At 62.8% G+C, this 17141-nt stretch carries 15 protein-coding genes; 11 read left to right on the forward strand and 4 right to left on the reverse strand.

Annotated elements, in window-relative coordinates; all coding sequences use genetic code 11:
• Positions 1–335: 335 nt before the first annotated feature.
• Positions 336–2462, forward strand: a complete 2127-nt coding sequence (locus ACODSZ_RS14920; protein ID WP_488927911.1) for a putative bifunctional diguanylate cyclase/phosphodiesterase — start codon at positions 336–338, stop codon at positions 2460–2462.
• Between the two features lie 197 nt (positions 2463–2659).
• Here ACODSZ_RS14920 and ACODSZ_RS14925 read toward each other — a convergent pair whose 3' ends face one another.
• From ACODSZ_RS14925 to wrbA, 3 genes are read right to left on the reverse strand one after another with little or no spacing between them, the layout of a single operon-like run.
• The gene (locus ACODSZ_RS14925) at positions 2660–4066 is read right to left on the reverse strand and encodes an FAD-binding oxidoreductase (protein ID WP_488927912.1); all 1407 of its coding nucleotides are present in this window, start codon (positions 4064–4066) and stop codon (positions 2660–2662) included.
• Between the two features lie 52 nt (positions 4067–4118).
• Positions 4119–4511 (reverse strand): DUF2069 domain-containing protein, encoded by a 393-nt coding sequence (locus ACODSZ_RS14930; RefSeq protein ID WP_008330879.1) that lies wholly within the window; start codon positions 4509–4511, stop codon positions 4119–4121.
• Positions 4508–5149 (reverse strand): NAD(P)H:quinone oxidoreductase, encoded by a 642-nt coding sequence (gene wrbA, locus ACODSZ_RS14935; RefSeq protein ID WP_488927913.1) that lies wholly within the window; start codon positions 5147–5149, stop codon positions 4508–4510. The genes ACODSZ_RS14930 and wrbA overlap by 4 nt, the downstream gene beginning before the upstream one ends.
• A 275-nt stretch (positions 5150–5424) precedes the next feature.
• On the opposite strand from wrbA, the gene ACODSZ_RS14940 reads away from it, so the two are divergent.
• Positions 5425–6777, forward strand: a complete 1353-nt coding sequence (locus ACODSZ_RS14940) for a YihY family inner membrane protein (protein WP_249776963.1) — start codon at positions 5425–5427, stop codon at positions 6775–6777.
• 56 nt (positions 6778–6833) lie between these two features.
• On the opposite strand, the gene ACODSZ_RS14945 is transcribed toward ACODSZ_RS14940, so the two are convergent.
• On the reverse strand, positions 6834–7154 hold the full coding sequence (locus tag ACODSZ_RS14945) for an Mpo1-like protein (protein WP_008330876.1): 321 nt from the start codon (positions 7152–7154) through the stop codon (positions 6834–6836).
• A 314-nt stretch (positions 7155–7468) separates the two neighbouring features.
• On the opposite strand from ACODSZ_RS14945, the gene ACODSZ_RS14950 reads away from it, so the two are divergent.
• From ACODSZ_RS14950 to asd, 9 genes are all read left to right on the forward strand, one after another.
• Entirely contained in the window at positions 7469–7930 is a 462-nt protein-coding gene (locus tag ACODSZ_RS14950) for a CBS domain-containing protein (RefSeq protein ID WP_008330875.1), read from the forward strand.
• Positions 7931–8100: 170 nt separating this feature from the next.
• Entirely contained in the window at positions 8101–9990 is a 1890-nt protein-coding gene (locus tag ACODSZ_RS14955; RefSeq protein ID WP_175343390.1) for an MFS transporter, read from the forward strand.
• Between the two features lie 96 nt (positions 9991–10086).
• Positions 10087–11175 carry a chorismate synthase gene (gene aroC, locus ACODSZ_RS14960; protein WP_175343391.1) on the forward strand — a complete coding sequence of 363 codons (1089 nt, stop codon included), beginning with the start codon at positions 10087–10089 and terminating at the stop codon, positions 11173–11175.
• 174 nt (positions 11176–11349) lie between these two features.
• On the forward strand, positions 11350–12171 hold the full coding sequence (locus ACODSZ_RS14965; RefSeq protein WP_488927914.1) for a M48 family metallopeptidase: 822 nt from the start codon (positions 11350–11352) through the stop codon (positions 12169–12171).
• A gap of 234 nt (positions 12172–12405) precedes the next feature.
• Positions 12406–13806 (forward strand): 3-isopropylmalate dehydratase large subunit, encoded by a 1401-nt coding sequence (leuC, locus tag ACODSZ_RS14970; RefSeq protein WP_488927915.1) that lies wholly within the window; start codon positions 12406–12408, stop codon positions 13804–13806.
• A gap of 36 nt (positions 13807–13842) precedes the next feature.
• The gene (locus ACODSZ_RS14975) at positions 13843–13974 is read left to right on the forward strand and encodes an entericidin A/B family lipoprotein (protein ID WP_175343393.1); all 132 of its coding nucleotides are present in this window, start codon (positions 13843–13845) and stop codon (positions 13972–13974) included.
• A 121-nt stretch (positions 13975–14095) separates the two neighbouring features.
• A complete protein-coding gene (gene leuD, locus ACODSZ_RS14980) occupies positions 14096–14743 on the forward strand; it encodes a 3-isopropylmalate dehydratase small subunit (RefSeq protein WP_488927916.1) in 648 nt (215 codons plus the stop codon).
• Between the two features lie 92 nt (positions 14744–14835).
• On the forward strand, positions 14836–15906 hold the full coding sequence (gene leuB / locus ACODSZ_RS14985; protein ID WP_175343394.1) for a 3-isopropylmalate dehydrogenase: 1071 nt from the start codon (positions 14836–14838) through the stop codon (positions 15904–15906).
• 120 nt (positions 15907–16026) lie between these two features.
• Positions 16027–17139, forward strand: coding sequence for an aspartate-semialdehyde dehydrogenase (gene asd / locus ACODSZ_RS14990; RefSeq protein WP_175343395.1), 1113 nt, complete (start codon positions 16027–16029; stop codon positions 17137–17139).
• Positions 17140–17141 lie beyond the last annotated feature (2 nt).

Genomic DNA, 17141 nt, shown 5'->3' on the forward strand with positions numbered 1-17141 from the left:
CAATGCGCGCACTGCCGTGTGAACAGATCGATGGCATTGCATAAAGTTGCCATTTCATCGTCATCTTCTGCGCATGGGATGCCCGGCATGCGCGCAATATGGGACGGACGATCATTCCGGGTTGCACACGGTCGATGACTGTTGCCGGTATGCCTCGTCCAGGAGACGATTGTTCACCTGAAAATGGCAACATGACAACGGGTATTTCCTGATTGTGTGACAATGCGGCGCCTTCTAAGCTTCATGGCAAGTCGTTCATGTTGCCAAGCTGTCTGCCTTTTTTCCTTTTGGCGACGTTTGCTCAATTGATGTCCTGATACGCACTACCCATCGACATGCTCATCGCTACCTACGACAAGCTGCTGGTTGTCGTCTCGCTGCTGGTTGCCATCCTCGCCTCTTATACGGCGCTGGATATGGCCGAGCGCATCAGTACCACCAGTCACCTGCACTCGCGCGCGGCGCGCTTCTGGCTGACCGGTGGTGCGGTGGCCATGGGCGTCGGTATCTGGTCGATGCACTTCATCGGCATGCTGGCCTTCCGCTTGCCCATCGCGCTGGGCTATGACGCCTGGATCACGCTGCTCTCGCTGCTCATCGCCGTGGCCACCTCCGGCTTTGCGCTGTGGATCGTCACCCGCAGCGAGCTGCCGCTGCGGCGGCTTCTGGGCAGTGCGCTGCTCATGGGCATGGGCATTGCCGGCATGCACTACACCGGCATGGCGGCCATGCGTATGCAGCCCGGTATCGATTACGACCTGGGACTGTTCGCGGCCTCTATTCTGATCGCCGTGGCGGCGTCGGCGGCGGCGCTGTGGATCGCTTTCAGCCTGCGCAGGAATACGCCGCACGTGAGGGCGGCCCGTGCCGGTGCCTCGGTGGTGATGGGCGTGGCCATCGTCGGCATGCACTACACCGGCATGGCGGCCGCCACTTTCCCCATGGGTTCAGTGTGCATGTCCGCGCGCGAGGGCGTGGGCACGGGCTGGCTGGCGATCCTCATCATCGTGGTCACGCTGGCGGTGCTCAGCATCGCCTTGCTGACCTCGGTGCTGGATGCACGGCTGGAGTCGCGCACCGCCAAGCTGGCGCGTTCCCTGGCCGAAGCCAATGAAGAACTGACGCAGATGGTGCTGCACGACCAACTGACCCGGCTGCCCAACCGCACCTTGCTGGAAGACCGGCTGACCCAGGCCATCAACAAGGCCGCGCGCAGCCGGGGACATTTCGCGCTGATGTTCATGGACCTGGATGGCTTCAAGGCCATCAACGATTCGCTCGGCCATCATGTGGGCGACCGCCTGCTGGTGGAGGTGGCGCAGCGTCTGACCGGGGCCATGCGCGCGCATGATACGGTGGCGCGCCTGGGCGGAGACGAATTCGTCATCCTGGTCGAACTGGGCCAGCCGGAAGACGCCATGCCGGTGGCCGAGAAGCTGGTGGAGGTGATCAACCTGCCGTTCCGCCTGGCCGAGCAGGATTTGCGCGTCTCGGCCAGCGTGGGCATTGCCATCTATCCGGAAGATGGCGCCACGCGCCACGACCTGGTCATCAATGCCGATGCCGCGATGTATCACACCAAGCGCGCCGGTCGCAACGGCTACAACTTCTTCGAACCCTCGATGAATGCCAATGCGCAGCACCAGCTGCAATGGCTGCAGGATTTGCGGGTGGCGCTCGAGCGCAAGCAGTTCCGGCTGGTCTACCAGCCCAAGTTCAGCCTGCCCGACGGCCCGGTGCTGGGCGCCGAGGCGCTGTTGCGCTGGCAGCATCCGCAGCGCGGACTGGTGGGGCCGGATGAATTCATCGGCCTGGCCGAGCGCTCCGGCCTCATCATCCCGATCGGCGCCTGGGTGCTGGATGAAGCCTGTCGCCAGATGCACGAGTGGCTGGCCCTGGGTTACACGCACTGGAAGATCGCGGTCAACCTGTCGCCGGTGCAGTTTGCCGATCCGCATCTGCTGGAGGTGGTGTGCGCTGCGCTGGAGAAACACCAGCTGCCGCCTTCGAGCCTGACGCTGGAGGTGACCGAATCGACGGCCATGAGCAATACCGAGCAAAGCCTGCAGACGCTGCAGAAGATCGCCGACCTGGGCGTGGAGATTTCCATCGACGATTTCGGTACCGGCTATTCCAGCCTGCTGTACCTGAAGCGCCTGCCGGCCAATGAATTGAAGATCGATCGCGGTTTCGTGCGCGATCTCAGCGAGGGCACCGAGGATGCCGCCATTGTCTCGGCCATCGTCGCCCTGGGCCGCACGCTGAACCTGCGTATCGTGGCCGAAGGCGTGGAGACCGAGCGCCAGCAGCAGTTCCTGCATGAGGCCGGATGCGACGCCCTGCAGGGCTATCTGCTGGGACGACCGATGGCGCCGGACCTGTTCTTGCAGACCATGCGCGAGCAGCCCCAGGACCAGTCGAGGCTGCCCACGGAGCACGCGCAGCACAAGACGGCGGCCTGAATTCACAAATTGGCCGTGGCATCGCCTGCTATTCCTCGGATTGGAAAAGCGAGCTTGATGCAAAGATCACGACATGGGGAAACGCAAGGCAGGCCAGCGTTTCAGGCAGGCTCCTGAGGGGGAGGTTGGGGCGGACGGCTCGTAGTGGCGTCCGTCCCTTTTTGTTGTGCGTGCCTGACGAGTGCGTCAAACGGGCCTCACAGCACCTTGCCCGGATTCATCAGGTGCTGCGGGTCCAGCGCCTGCTTGATGGCGCGCATCAGGCGCAATTCCACCGGCGACTTGTAGCGCAGGATTTCCTCGCGCTTCAAGGCCCCCAATCCGTGCTCTGCCGAGATCGAGCCGCCGAAGCGGTCCACGCTGTCATGCACCACGCGGTTGATGTCGCCCTGGCGCGCCAGGAAGTCGGCATCGGCCACGCCCAGCGGCGGCGAGACGTTGTAGTGCAGGTTGCCATCGCCCAGGTGGCCGAAACTGACCATGCGGCAACCCGGCGCCGTCTCCTGCACCAGGGCGTCGGTCACTTCCATGAAGTCGGCGATGCGCGAGATCGGCACCGAGATGTCGTGCTTGATGTTCTTGCCTTCATGCGCCTGCGCCATCGAGATGCTTTCGCGCAGTCGCCACAGCGACCGGGATTGCGCCAGCGAGGCGGCGATCACGGCATCGTCGACCAGCCCCTCGTCGAGGGCCTCGCCGATCAGGGTTTCGAAGAGGGTGCGGGCGTGTTCTTCGGATTCGTTGTCCGACAGTTCCAGCAGGACGTATTGCGGATGCGCCTGCGCAAAGGGCAGGCGCTGCTCGGGGAAATGCTTGCAGACCAGTTGCAGGCAGAAGTGCGACATCAGTTCGAATCCGGTGAGCGCCGAGCCGCAGCGCGCTTGCGCCCGCTGCAACAGCTGCAAGGCCTGCGCCGGGGTCTGCAGCGCCACCAGGGCAGTCAATTGCGCGCGCGGTTGCGGGAACAATTTGAGCACGGCAGCGGTGATGATGCCCAGCGTACCTTCGGCGCCGATGAAGAGGTCGCGCAGGTCGTAGCCGGTATTGTCCTTGCGCAGGCCCTTGAGGCTGCTCATGACTTCGCCCGCGGCCGTGACCACTTCCAGCCCCAGGCACAGTTCGCGCGTGTTGCCATAGCGCAGCACGCCGGTGCCACCGGCATTGGTGGAGAGATTGCCGCCGATGGTGCAACTGCCTTCGGCCGCCAGCGACAGCGGGAACAGACGCTGCACCGCCGCCGCCTGCTCCTGCAGGTGTTGCAGCACGCAACCGGCTTCCACCGTCATCGTATTGTTGACCGGGTCGACCGCGCGGATGCGGTTCAGGCGGCGCAGCGACAGTACCACGGCATTGCCCTGCTGGTCGGGCACGCTGCCCAGCACCAGGCCGGTATTGCCGCCTTGCGGCACCAGCGGCACGGCGTGGCGGGCGCACAGCTGCACCAGCGCCGCCACTTCGGCGCTATCGGCCGGACGCAACACGGCCAGGGCGCGCCCGGTGTAGCGGCCGCGCTGATCGGTCAGGTAGCCGGCGGTGTCGGCAGCATCGGTGAGGACATGGGCGGCGCCGATGGCGGCCCGGCAGGCATCGAGGAATTCAGTCATGAAAGCGGCGCGCGCCACCTTGAGTGGCGCGCCTTGGTCGGGACAGAGGTGCTTACTGGGAGGCTTTCTGGATCGCCTGGCGGGCGATTTCCTTGGCGGCCTTCTTGAACGGATGCAGATAGGCCAGTGCGCAGAAGAAATACAGCGTCGTCAGCGCCACTTCCACCCAGGCCAGCATGGCCGAGGTGTGCACGCTGTCGCTGGTGGCGCGTACCAGGCCTTCGGCCAGGTAGACCAGGATCAGCATGGAGGACCATTGCAGCGTGTAGACATCGCGCTTCAAGACCCCGCGCAGCGGCAGCAGCAGCGGCAATACCTTCAACACCATCCATGAGCCGCCCGGTCGCAGCGGCGCCAGCACCAGTTCCCACGCCAGGCAGAGCAGGATCAGGGCGATCAGACCGGAGCTGGCTCCGAGATGGAAGTAGCGCGCATGGCTGTTCATGATGGTCTCCGTAATTTGATGGCGTTTTCTGCCAGCCGTTTGCCCAGCGCGATGGCCAGAGAGCGCGAGTCGTCCGACAGCGGCTGGTTGCCGTTGACGCCCGCCCAGTGGCTGGCGCCGTAAGGCGTGCCGCCGCTGGAAGTGTTCATCAGTTCGGGATGCGAATAGGGCAGGCCCACGATGAGCATGCCATGGTGCAGCAGCGGCAGCATCATGCTCAAGAGCGTCGATTCCTGGCCGCCATGCAGACTGCCGGTCGAGGTGAAGACGCAGGCCGGCTTGCCCGCCAGGGTGCCTGAGAGCCATTGCGGCGAGGTGCCGTCCCAGAAATACTTCATGGCGGAGGCCATGTTGCCAAAGCGCGTGGGCGAGCCCAGGGCCAGGCCGTCGCACTCGGCCAGGTCGGTGGCTTCCACGTAGGGCGCGCCGGATGCAGGGACGTCCGGTTCCACCGCCTCGGTGACGGTGGAGACCGCCGGCACGGTGCGCAGGCGGGCGTCGCAGCCGGGCACGCTTTCCACACCCTGGGCGATCAGCTCGGCCAGCTTGCGGGTGGCGCCATGGCGCGAATAGTAGAGCACCAGGATGGTGGCGTTGGAAGAAGCGTTCACGGCAATCGCAGTCGGGGAGGTGTTCATGTGACTTATTATATTTCCGTTCTTTTGTACCCAGACAGCAGGAAAAGGCAGTGTAGATCAGCTTTTTCTTCATCTGTACTTCATCTACACCAAGAGGAAGCAGAAACTTTCTTCCCCCTGTGCGTTTTTGCGGGATTTTGCCGTCCGCTTGGGCGATAATCGCCAAACTTGCCGTCATGCGGCGTGATTCAACCCCGATGGGACGGCGCATCTGCTGGTGCGGCGTCCCCGATGAAGTCGAACGGATGTCTTCTTTGCGTATTTCCTTGTCCCGTATGCGTGGTCTGACCCGTGAACAGTTCCGCGACCTGTTGCGCTTCGCCGGCCAGCGGCTGCGCGAGGACCGCCTGCCGCAAGTGGCCGGCAGCCTGACCTTCACCACCATCCTCTCGCTGGTGCCGATGCTAACCATCGCGCTGGCGCTGTTTACGGCCTTCCCGCTGTTCTCGACCTTCCGCGCCTCGCTGGAAGCCTATTTCGTCGACAATCTCATGCCCAAGGGCGTAGCCAACACCATTCTCGGCTACCTGAACCAGTTCGCCGCCAAGTCGGCGCGCATCTCGGCCGTGGGCGGGGTGCTGCTGATCCTGACGTCGGTCTTGACCATGTCCACCATCGAGAGCGTGTTCAACCAGATCTGGCGCGTCAAGAAGTCGCGTCCGCTGGTACAGCGGGTGCTGGTGTACTGGGCCATCATCACGCTGGGGCCGTTGCTGATCGGGGTCTCCATCAGCGTGACCTCGTATCTTTCAAGCGCCACCGGCGGCGCCGTCAGAAGCCTGCCGTGGCTGGGGGCGAGCTTCTATACCCTGGTCTCGCTGATGTTCTCCACGCTGGCCTACACGCTGCTCTACAGCACCGTGCCCAACCAGACCGTGGACTGGCGCGATGCGGCCGCCGGCGGCCTGTTGGCCGGTATCGGCCTGGAAATCGCCAAGCGGCTCTTCGCCGCCTACATCCTGCAGTTCCCGACCTACACCATGGTCTATGGCACGGTGGCGGTGCTGCCGATCTTCCTGGTGTGGATCTACATGATGTGGATGATCACCCTCTTCGGTGCACTGCTCACGGCAGCATTGCCAGTGGTGCGTTATGAGCGCTGGTGGCACGTGCCCTCACCGGGCGCGGAATTCATCGATGCGGTCAAGGTCCTGAAATTCCTGCATGCGGCGCGGGTGGGCGTGGAGTCCGCCGTGGTCAGCATGGATGAGGTGCGCCGCGCCACCAGGCTGGGGCTGGGAGAACTGCAGCAACTGCTCTCGCGCATGAGCGAAGAGGGCTGGGTGGCCTCGGTCAAGCCCGATGCGGACAGCCGCAACCGTCGCGGCTGGAACCGCCGCATCACCGATGACATGGACCGCTGGACGCTGGTGGCCAATCCCGGCACCATCCAGCTGGCGCGGGTGTATCGCCTGTTCGTGTTCGACCCGGCGGTACTGGCCCAGGCCGGTGAGGAAGAAGCCCTGGTGAGCCGGGTGGAAGAAGCCATCAATACCGTGCTGGGGCAATCGCTGCAACAGTATTGCCAGGCTGGCCGGGAGGCCGAGCAGGAGGTCGCGGCGACCGTGGCCGCCATGCCCCACGCAGCCGTACCGCTGGAAGCGCGGCGGCGCCTGTGGGAAAGATGAGGCGACCCGAGACCAGCCCCCCGGATCGGCCGATGTTGGCTCTGATATGAAGTTTTCTAAAACGAGACTTGTCCGGTCAGCATTTGCCAGTACATCACCCAATCCCCCATGAAGGAATAGACCGGATGACGGAAGGTGGCCGGCTGGTTCTTCTCCACCATGAAATGCCCGACCCAGGCAAAACCGTAGCCGCAGAACAGTGCCACCGCCAGCCACCACCACTGATGCGTGATCAGCAGCAGCAACAGGCTCAGCAGCGCCAGCGTCGACCCGAGGAAATGCAGCTGCCGGTTGACCCGGTGCGCGTGCTCGCTCAGGTAGGTCGGATAGAACTCGCTGAAACTGGCGTAATGGCGTTCGGGCAGGGTGGCAGCCATGGTCTTCTCCGGAGAGTCCTGACCTCTCCAGATTAGTCAGCAGCGCGCTCGTTTGCAATCCTTGTGCTGAAGCAAGCTTCAGCTATCAAATGCAAATTCTGTACGGAAATACTGCGCAGCAGCGTCTTTGCGGGTTGCCCAAATGTCGCCCTTGCCCGTACCATGTGTTTTCCTTCCTGCAAAGCAGGCGTGGAGGAGGCATCCAGAGCGGCTGCGGTCAGGATCAGTTATCCTGTTGCCCCCATGAATTGGATTTTCCCGGCGTCATCGCCTACAGTCAAAACAGCTTCATATAACCAAACCAGGACGACATCATGAAAGTCTCTGAAATCCTCAAGGTCAAAGGCAACATCCTCTTCACCGTCACGCCGGATACCCCGATTCAGGAGGCCGTGGCCGCCATGGCCGAGAAAGACATCGGCTCGCTGGTCGTCATGGAATACGGCGACCTGGTCGGCATGCTGACCTTCCGCGAAGTGCTGCTGACGCTGCACAAGAACGGTGGCGAGCTGGGCGGCTCGACCGTGCGCAAGCACATGAACGATGCGCCCATCACCGTGACCCCCGATACCGACCTCAACGAAGTGCGCCGCATCATGCTGGAAAAACACGCGCGCTACGTGCCGGTGATGGAGGCGCGCACGGTGCTGGGCGTGATGTCCTTCTACGACGTGGCCAAGGCGGTGCTGGATGCGCAGGGTTTCGAGAACAAGATGCTCAAGGCCTACATCCGCGACTGGCCGGCCGAGGAAGAAGAGCGCGAAGGCAACAGCTGAGCCTCTGGTGTTGCTCCGGGAGTCCCCGCCTGCCCGGTGCAGGCGGCGCTGTCATGACCGTTCCTGCTGGAGCGGTTTTTTATTGTTCCGCGCTTCCTGCCCTTTGGTGTTGTTGTCAATCCTGTCTGATGCAGCGTAGGCTGCCCGCTTTCTCCCTCACCTGATTGCCCATGCAAAAGAACAGCCAGTTCACGCTTTTCACTCAACGGCGCTTCGCTCCCTTCTTCTGGACCCAGTTCCTCGGCGCCCTGAATGACAACGTGTTCAAGACGGCGCTGCTGACCATCCTCACCTATGACGCGCTGGCGTGGACGGACATGGATCCGGGCCTGCTCAACAACCTCATTCCGGGTTTGTTCATCCTGCCGTTCTTCCTGTTCTCGGCCACCTCCGGCCAACTGGCCGACAAGCTGGAAAAGGGCAGGGTGGCGCGCTTCGTGAAGCTGCTCGAAATCGCCATCATGGGCATCGCCGCCTATGGCTGGATGACGCATCACCTGTGGCTGCTCATTGCCGCAGTGGTCGGCATGGGCATCCATTCCACTCTGTTCGGACCGGTGAAATACGCCTATTTGCCGCAGCAGTTGAGGCGCGAGGAGCTGGTGGGCGGCAATGGTCTGATCGAGATGGGTACCTTCGTCGGCATCCTGCTGGGCGAAATCCTGGGCGCGGTGCTGGTGGTACACAAGCCCTGGGGCCTGCACCTGGTGGCCGGCATCACCATCGGCATTGCCGTGCTGGGCTGGCTGGCGAGCCTGCGCATTCCGCTCTCGCCGGCCCCCGTGCCGGAGTTGAAGGTGAACTGGAATCCCTTCACCGAGACCGTGCGCAACATCGGTTTTTCGCGCCGCAACCGGCCGGTGTTCCTGTCGCTCTTGGGCAATTCCTGGTTCTGGTTCTATGGCGCCATCATGCTGGCGCAATTCCCGGTCTACGCGAAGAATTACCTGCATGGCGACCACAGCGTCTTCGTGCTGCTGCTGGCGGTGTTCTCGGTCGGTATCGGCGTCGGTTCGCTGCTGTGCGAGCGGCTCTCCGGCCACAAGGTGGAAATCGGGCTGGTGCCCTTCGGCTCGATTGGCCTCTCGGTGTTCGGGCTGGAACTGTATTTCGCCAGTCAGGCGTACGTCACTCCATCGGCCATGCTGGACCTGGGCGGCTTCCTGGCGCAGGGCGGCAGCTGGCGCATTCTGGTCGATTGCCTCGGCATCGGCCTGTTCGGCGGGCTCTACATCGTGCCGCTGTTTGCGCTCATCCAGACCCGCTGCGACCCGGCCCACGTCTCCCGCACCATCGCCGGGATGAACATCATGAATGCGCTCTTCATGGTGGTGTCGGCCCTGGTGGCGATGGTGTTGTTGAAGGCGGGGCTGACCATTCCGCAGATCTTCCTGGCCACGGCCATCATGAATGGCGTGGTGGCGGTCTACATCTTCTCGCTGGTGCCGGAGTTCCTGATCCGCTTCCTGGCCTGGATCCTGATCCATACCTTCTATCGCGTGCGCATCATCAATGGCCAGGCCATTCCTGAGGAGGGGCCGGCGGTGCTGGTGTGCAATCACGTCAGCTACGTGGATGCGATCGCCATCATGGCGGCCAGCCCGCGTCCGGTGCGCTTCGTGATGGATCACCAGATCTTCAGGATTCCGGTGATGTCCTGGCTGTTCCGCAACGTGCGGGCCATCCCGATTGCACCGGTCAAGGAAGACCCGTGGCTGACCGAAAAAGCCTTCGTCGATATCGCCCAGGCCCTGCATGAAGGGGAGCTGGTGTGCATCTTCCCGGAAGGCAAGCTGACCCGCGATGGCGAGATCAACCCCTTCAAGGGCGGCGTGCAGAAGATCATCGACCGCAGCCCGGTGCCGGTCTTGCCCATGGCCTTGCGCGGGCTGTGGGGCAGCCTGTTCTCGCGCGACCCCAGCAATCCGGTGGCGCGCACCTTCAAGCGCGGACTGTTCTCGCGCCTGGAATTGGCAGTGGGCGAGCCGATCGCGCCCGCAGCGGTCAGCCCGGAGGGCCTGCAGGAGCAGGTCAGGGTGCTGCGCGGCGACTGGAAATAAGCCTGCCGGGGCGAGCGCGCCGCCTGGCGCGGCTCGTCGGCAGCCCCCGAGGCTGGTAGAATCGCGGCTTCCCCCAATTTTTGCGCGAATTCCATCATGTCCGGCAATACCTTCGGCACGCTCTTCACCGTCACCACTTTCGGCGAATCCCACGGCCCGGCCATCGGCTGCGTGATCGATGGCTGTCCCCCAGGCATGACGCTGTCCGAAGCCGATATCCAGCCGGAACTGGACCGCCGCCGTCCCGGCACCTCGCGCCACGTGACCCAGCGTCAGGAGCCGGATACGGTGGAGATCCTCTCCGGCGTCTACGAAGGCAAGACCACCGGCACCCCGATTGCGCTCTTGATCCGCAACCAGGACCAGCGCAGCAAGGACTACGGCAATATTCTGGAGACCTTCCGTCCCGGTCATGCCGACTACACCTACTGGCACAAGTACGGCATCCGTGATCCGCGCGGTGGCGGTCGTTCCTCGGCGCGCCTGACGGCCCCCGTAGTGGGCGCGGCGGCCATCGCCAAGAAGTGGCTGTTCGAGAAGTACGGCACCACCTTCAAGGGCTGCATGAGCCAGCTGGGCGAGATCGCCATTCCCTTCGAGTCCTGGGAACACGTGCCCGACAACCCCTTCTTTGCCGCCAACGCCAGCATCATCGGGCGCTTGGAAGACTACATGGATGCCTTGCGCAAGGACGGTGACTCCATCGGTGCGCGCATCGACGTGGTGGCGCAGAACGTCCCGGTGGGACTGGGCGAGCCGCTGTACGACAAGCTCGATGCCGAGATCGCCTATGCGCTCATGGGCATCAATGCCGTCAAGGGCGTGGAGATCGGTGCCGGTTTCGCTTCGGTGGCGCAAAAGGGCTCCGAGCACGGTGATGCGCTGACCCCGCAAGGCTTCGTCGGCAACAATGCCGGCGGCATCCTGGGCGGCATCTCGACCGGTCAGGACATCACGGCCTCCATCGCCATCAAGCCGACCTCCAGCATCCGCACGCCGCGCCCGTCCATCGACAAGAACGGCCAGCCGATCTCGGTGGAAACCTTCGGTCGCCACGATCCTTGCGTGGGCATCCGTGCTACGCCCATTGCCGAAGCCATGCTGGCGCTGGTGTTGATGGATCACGCCCTGCGTCATCGCGCACAATGCGGCGATGTGAAGGTGGAGACCCCGGCCCTGCGCTGACAGGCCGGGCAGCCTTGCCAGCAAGCCGGCCATCGCGCATGCGGTCGCCGGTTTTTTCTTGTCTGAAACAATTTGCAAAGAGCCGGGTCGAAGCGGCTCAAGGCTGACTGGCGGCAGCACGCACGCCGGCAGACCGACCCCGGGATCAAGATCAATTATTCAATGGAGGCGGGCATGAAGCTCAACCCTATCGTCAAGAACAGCCTGTTGGCCGCAGCCCTGGTGGGCCTGGTGGCCTGCGAAACCGTACAGACCACCCAGGGTGGTGCCGTCGGCATCGACCGCAAGCAGCAGATGCTGGTGTCCTCGGCCGAGATGGAGGCCGCCTCCACCAAGGAATACGCCCAGGTACTGGCCGAAGCCAAGAGCAAGGGCCTGCTCAATCGCAATGCGGCCCAGGTGCGACGCGTGCGCACCATTGCCAGTCGCCTGATCCCGCAGACTGGGGTGTTCCGCCCGGATGCCTTGAAGTGGAACTGGGAAGTCAACGTACTGAGCTCCGACGAGACCAATGCCTGGTGCATGCCCGGTGGCAAGATCGCGGTCTACACCGGCCTGATCGACAAGCTCAAGATCACCGACGATGAGCTGGCCGCCGTCATGGGCCACGAGATCGCCCACGCCCTGCGTGAACACGCCCGCGAGCGCGCTTCGCAGCAGGTGGTGGCCAATTCGGCCATCTCGATTGGCGCGGCGCTGCTGGGGCTGGGCGATGTCGGCAAGCAGGGCGGGCAATACCTCTACATGGGCCTGATGGGCTTGCCCAATTCGCGCGCCAATGAAACCGAGGCCGACCGCATCGGCGTGGAACTGGCTGCGCGCGGCGGCTATGACCCCAAGGCCGCCGTCACGCTGTGGCAGAAGATGGCCAGCCTGGGCGGCGACGAGCCGATGAAGTTCATGTCCACCCACCCCTCCAGCAGCGAGCGCATCGCCGACCTGACGGTCTACGCCCAGCGCGTGGAGCCGCTGTACCAGCAGACCCGCAAGCACTGATCCGGGCTGTCCTGCCTGGCGAGCCACCGGCATTTCTTCCAGCTCCGGAAGAAATGCCGGTTTTTTCATGGCTGCCGCACTTGCTGCGCTTTTTCTGCTGCTTTGCAGCATTATTCCCTGTTGTTGCGACGCGGCGGAAAACACGGCGGGGAGGTCAGACCTGTCGCTTTATGGCATAATCAAAAGCTATTTTTCCCGTTCAGCATCCCTTTTTCGATTCCGCCGGACCGCAACATGCTCAAGACGCTCTACGACAAACTCTGGGAGTCGCACGTCGTTCATACGGAAGATGACGGTACCGCCATCCTGTATATCGACCGCCACCTGCTCCATGAAGTGACCAGCCCGCAAGCCTTCGAAGGCCTCAAGCTAGCCGGTCGCCAACCCTGGCGGAACTCGGCCAACCTGATGGTGGCGGACCACAACGTCCCCACCACCGACCGCGCCCAAGGCATCGCCGACCCCATCTCGCGCCTGCAGGTCGAAACCCTGGATGGCAACGCAAAAGAATTCAGCCTGACGTACTTCGGCATGAACGACAAGCGTCAAGGCATCGTGCACGTGATCGGCCCCGAACAGGGCGCCACCTTGCCGGGCATGACGGTGGTCTGCGGTGATTCGCACACTTCCACCCACGGCGCGTTTGCCGCGCTGGCCCACGGCATCGGCACCTCAGAAGTCGAACACGTGCTGGCCACGCAGACCCTGTTGGCGCGCAAGTCCAAGGCCATGCTGGTGCAGGTCGATGGCGCGCTGCCCGCTGGCGTGACCGCCAAGGACATCGTGCTGGCCGTGATCGGCAAGATCGGTACCGCAGGCGGCACCGGCTACGCGATCGAATTCGCTGGCTCGACCATCCGCTCGCTGTCCATGGAAGGCCGCATGACGGTCTGCAACATGGCCATCGAAGCAGGCGCCCGTGCCGGCATGGTGGCCTTCGACGACACCACGCTGGAATACCTGAAGGGTCGTCCCTTCTCGCCCTCCGGCCCGCACTGGGAGCGCGCCGTCTCGTACTGGCGCATGCTGCATTCGGACCCGGGCTCCAGATTCGACATGGTGGTGACCCTGAACGCCGCCGAGATCAAGCCGCAAGTCACCTGGGGCACTTCGCCCGAGATGGTGGTGGCGGTCGACGCCCGCGTCCCCGATCCCGACAAGGAAAAGGATCCGACCAAGCGCGACGGCATGGAAAAGGCGCTGGCCTACATGGCCTTGAAGCCCAATACCCCCATTGAAGATATCCGCATCGACAAGGTCTTCATCGGTTCCTGCACCAACTCCCGCATCGAAGACCTGCGCGAAGCTGCCAAGGTCGTGCGCGGCAAGTTCCGCGCCTCCAATGTCAAGCTGGCGATGGTGGTGCCGGGTTCCGGTCTGGTCAAGGAGCAGGCTGAACGTGAAGGCCTGGACAAGATCTTCCGCGATGCCGGTTTCGAATGGCGCGAACCGGGCTGCTCCATGTGCCTGGCCATGAATGCCGACCGCCTGGAACCGGGCGAGCGCTGCGCTTCGACCTCGAACCGCAATTTCGAAGGTCGTCAGGGTGCCGGTGGTCGTACCCACCTGGTGAGCCCGGCCATGGCAGCTGCAGCGGGCATTGCCGGTCATTTCGTGGATGTGCGTTCGCTGTAATCCCCTGCTTGTGTGAATCTTTTCGAGAGGACAAACATGAAAAAAATCTCCACTCTGGTTCTGCTGGCCGTCACCCTGGGTGCGCTGGCCGGTTGCAATACCGTCAATGGTTTCGGCAAGGATGTCGAAAAGGTCGGCGAAAAGATGCAGGACGCCAGCAAGAAATAAGCAGCAATCAGCAGGATCAGATAGTGCAAGGCTGCGGCCAGTGTGCCGCAGCTTCAGTTTTTGAACAGGAAAGAGGAAGGGCAGGGCAGCGTCACCGCCCCGCCGACCCAAGGTCAAGCTCATGAATAAATTTATCGTGCATGAAGGACTGGTGGCGCCGCTGGATCGCGCCAACGTCGATACCGATGCGATCATCCCCAAGCAGTTCCTGAAGTCGATCAAGCGCAGCGGCTTCGGCCCCAACCTGTTCGACGAATGGCGTTACCTGGACCATGGCGAGCCGGGCATGGACAACAGCAAGCGTCCGCTCAATCCCGATTTCGTGCTCAACCAGGAGCGCTATCAGGGTTCGTCCATCCTGCTCTCGCGCAAGAACTTCGGCTGCGGCTCCTCGCGTGAACACGCGCCGTGGGCGCTGGACCAGTACGGCTTTCGCGCCGTGATCGCGTCCAGCTTCGCCGACATCTTCTTCAACAACTGCTACAAGAACGGGCTGCTGCCCATCGTCCTGAGCGAGCAGCAGGTCGATCACCTGTTCAATGAAGTCAAGGCCTTCCCGGGCTATCGACTGGTCATCGACCTGGAAAAGCAGACCGTCAGCACCACCAATGGCAGTGCCGTCTATCCGTTCGAGATCAGCGAATTCCGCAAGTACTGCCTGTTGAACGGCTTCGACGACATTGGCCTGACCCTACGCAAAGCCGACACCATTCGTGCCTACGAAGAGAAACACCTGCACGAACAGCCCTGGCTGAGCAACACGATCTGAAGTGATCGTCGAGACAACAGCAAAGGGCGGTCAGATGGCCGCCCTTGTCGTTACTATTCCAAGAACGCTGGAAACACTGAGAAAGAGAAGCCATGAAGATTGCTATCCTGCCGGGTGACGGCATCGGTCCTGAAATCGTCGACGAAGCCGTCCGCGTGCTCAACGCCCTGGACGAAAAGTTCGAAATGGAAACCGCCCCCGTCGGCGGCGCCGGCTATGAAGCCCACGGCCACCCGCTGCCGGACGGCACCCTGAAGCTGGCCAAGGAAGCTGATGCCATCCTCTTCGGTGCCGTGGGCGACTGGAAGTACGACAAGCTGGAACGCGCCCTGCGCCCCGAGCAAGCCATCCTGGGCCTGCGCAAGCACCTGCAGCTGTTTGCCAACTTCCGCCCGGCGATCTGCTATCCGGAACTGACCGGCGCTTCTTCGCTGAAGCCCGAGCTGGTGGCCAACCTGGACATCCTGATCGTGCGTGAACTGAACGGCGACATCTATTTCGGCCAGCCGCGCGGCATGCGCGAGGCACCGGACGGTCCGTTCAAGGGTTCGCGTGAAGGATTTGATACCATGCGCTATTCGGAACCGGAAATCCGCCGCATCGCCCACGTCGCCTTCCAGGCCGCCGCCAAGCGCGGCAAGCGCCTGTGCAGCGTGGACAAGGCCAACGTGCTGGAAACCTTCCAGTTCTGGAAGGACATCGTCACCGAAGTCGGCAAGGAGTACCCGGACGTCGAGCTGTCGCACATGTACGTGGACAACGCCGCCATGCAGCTGGTGAAAGCCCCGAAGAACTTCGACGTCATCGTCACCGGCAACATGTTCGGCGACATCCTCTCGGACGCGGCGGCGATGCTGACCGGTTCCATCGGCATGTTGCCCTCGGCCTCGCTGGATGCCAACAACAAGGGCCTGTATGAACCTTCGCACGGTTCGGCACCCGACATCGCGGGCAAGGGCATCGCCAATCCGCTGGCGACCATCCTGTCGGCAGCGATGATGCTGCGCTTCTCCTTGAACCGTGCCGAGCAAGCCGACCGCATCGAGAATGCAGTGAAGAAAGTGCTTGCGCAAGGTCTGCGCACCGCCGATATTTATGAAGAAGGCTGCACCAAGGTCAACACCCAGCAGATGGGGCAAGCCGTGGTCAAGGCCCTCGCCTGAGATCAACGTCGCCTGGCGTGCCCCAACCGGTGCGGCCGGGTGCTTGAAATGCCGGATGGTCCGGCGCAATTGTGTTCAATCTGATTTGTTCACCATGGAAGTTCTAAATAGGGAAAGATGATGAAACTGGTTGGTTTGGTTGGCTGGCGTGGAATGGTGGGTTCGGTCCTGATGCAGCGCATGCAGGACGAAGGTGATTTCGATCACATCGAACCGGTGTTTTTCTCGACTTCGAATGCGGGCGGCAAGGCGCCGTCGTTTGCCAAAAAGGAAACGACGCTGAAAGACGCCAACAGCATTGAAGAGCTGAAGAAATGCGACATCATCATCACCGCACAAGGCGGCGACTACACCAATGAGATCTTCCCCAAGCTGCGCGCCGCTGGCTGGGATGGCTACTGGATCGACGCTGCTTCCTCGCTGCGCATGAAGGATGACGCCGTCATCGTGCTGGACCCGGTCAACAACAACGTCATCAAGGATGCGCTGGCCAAGGGTGTGAAGAACTACATCGGCGGCAACTGCACCAACTCCATCCTGTTGATGGGCGTGGGCGGCCTGTTCAAGGAAGGTCTGGTCGAGTGGGTCAGCTCCATGACCTACCAGGCAGCCTCCGGCGGCGGCGCCAATCACATGCGCGAGCTGTTGAAGGGCATGGGCGTCATCAACGCGGCCGTGGCCGACGAGCTGGCAACCCCGTCCTCGGCCATCCTGGACATCGACCGCAAGGTTGCCAAGACCATCCGTGAAGACGTGCCGACCGAATTCTTCGGCGCGCCTCTGGCCGGCGGCCTGATCCCCTGGATCGACGCCCAGCTGGAAAACGGCCAGTCCAAGGAAGAGTGGAAGGGCCAGGCTGAAGTCAACAAGATCCTGGGCAACGAGCAGATCATCCCGGTCGATGGCCTGTGTGTGCGTATCGGCGCCATGCGCTGCCACAGCCTGGCGCTGACCATCAAGTTGAAGCGCGACCTGCCCCTGGCTGACATCGAGTCCATCATCCGTGCCGGCAACCCTTGGGTGAAGTGGGTCCCCAATGACCGCGCCATCACGGTCAAGGAACTGACCCCGGCGGCCATCACCGGTGGCCTGGAAATCGGCGTGGGCCGTGTGCGCAAGCTCAACCAGGGCCCGGAATACATCTCCGCCTTCGTCATCGGCGACCAGCTGCTGTGGGGCGCGGCCGAACCGCTGCGCCGCATGTTGCGCATCATCCTGGGCAACCTGGAGTGATG

The organism is Herbaspirillum sp. FG34 (assembly GCF_057809315.1).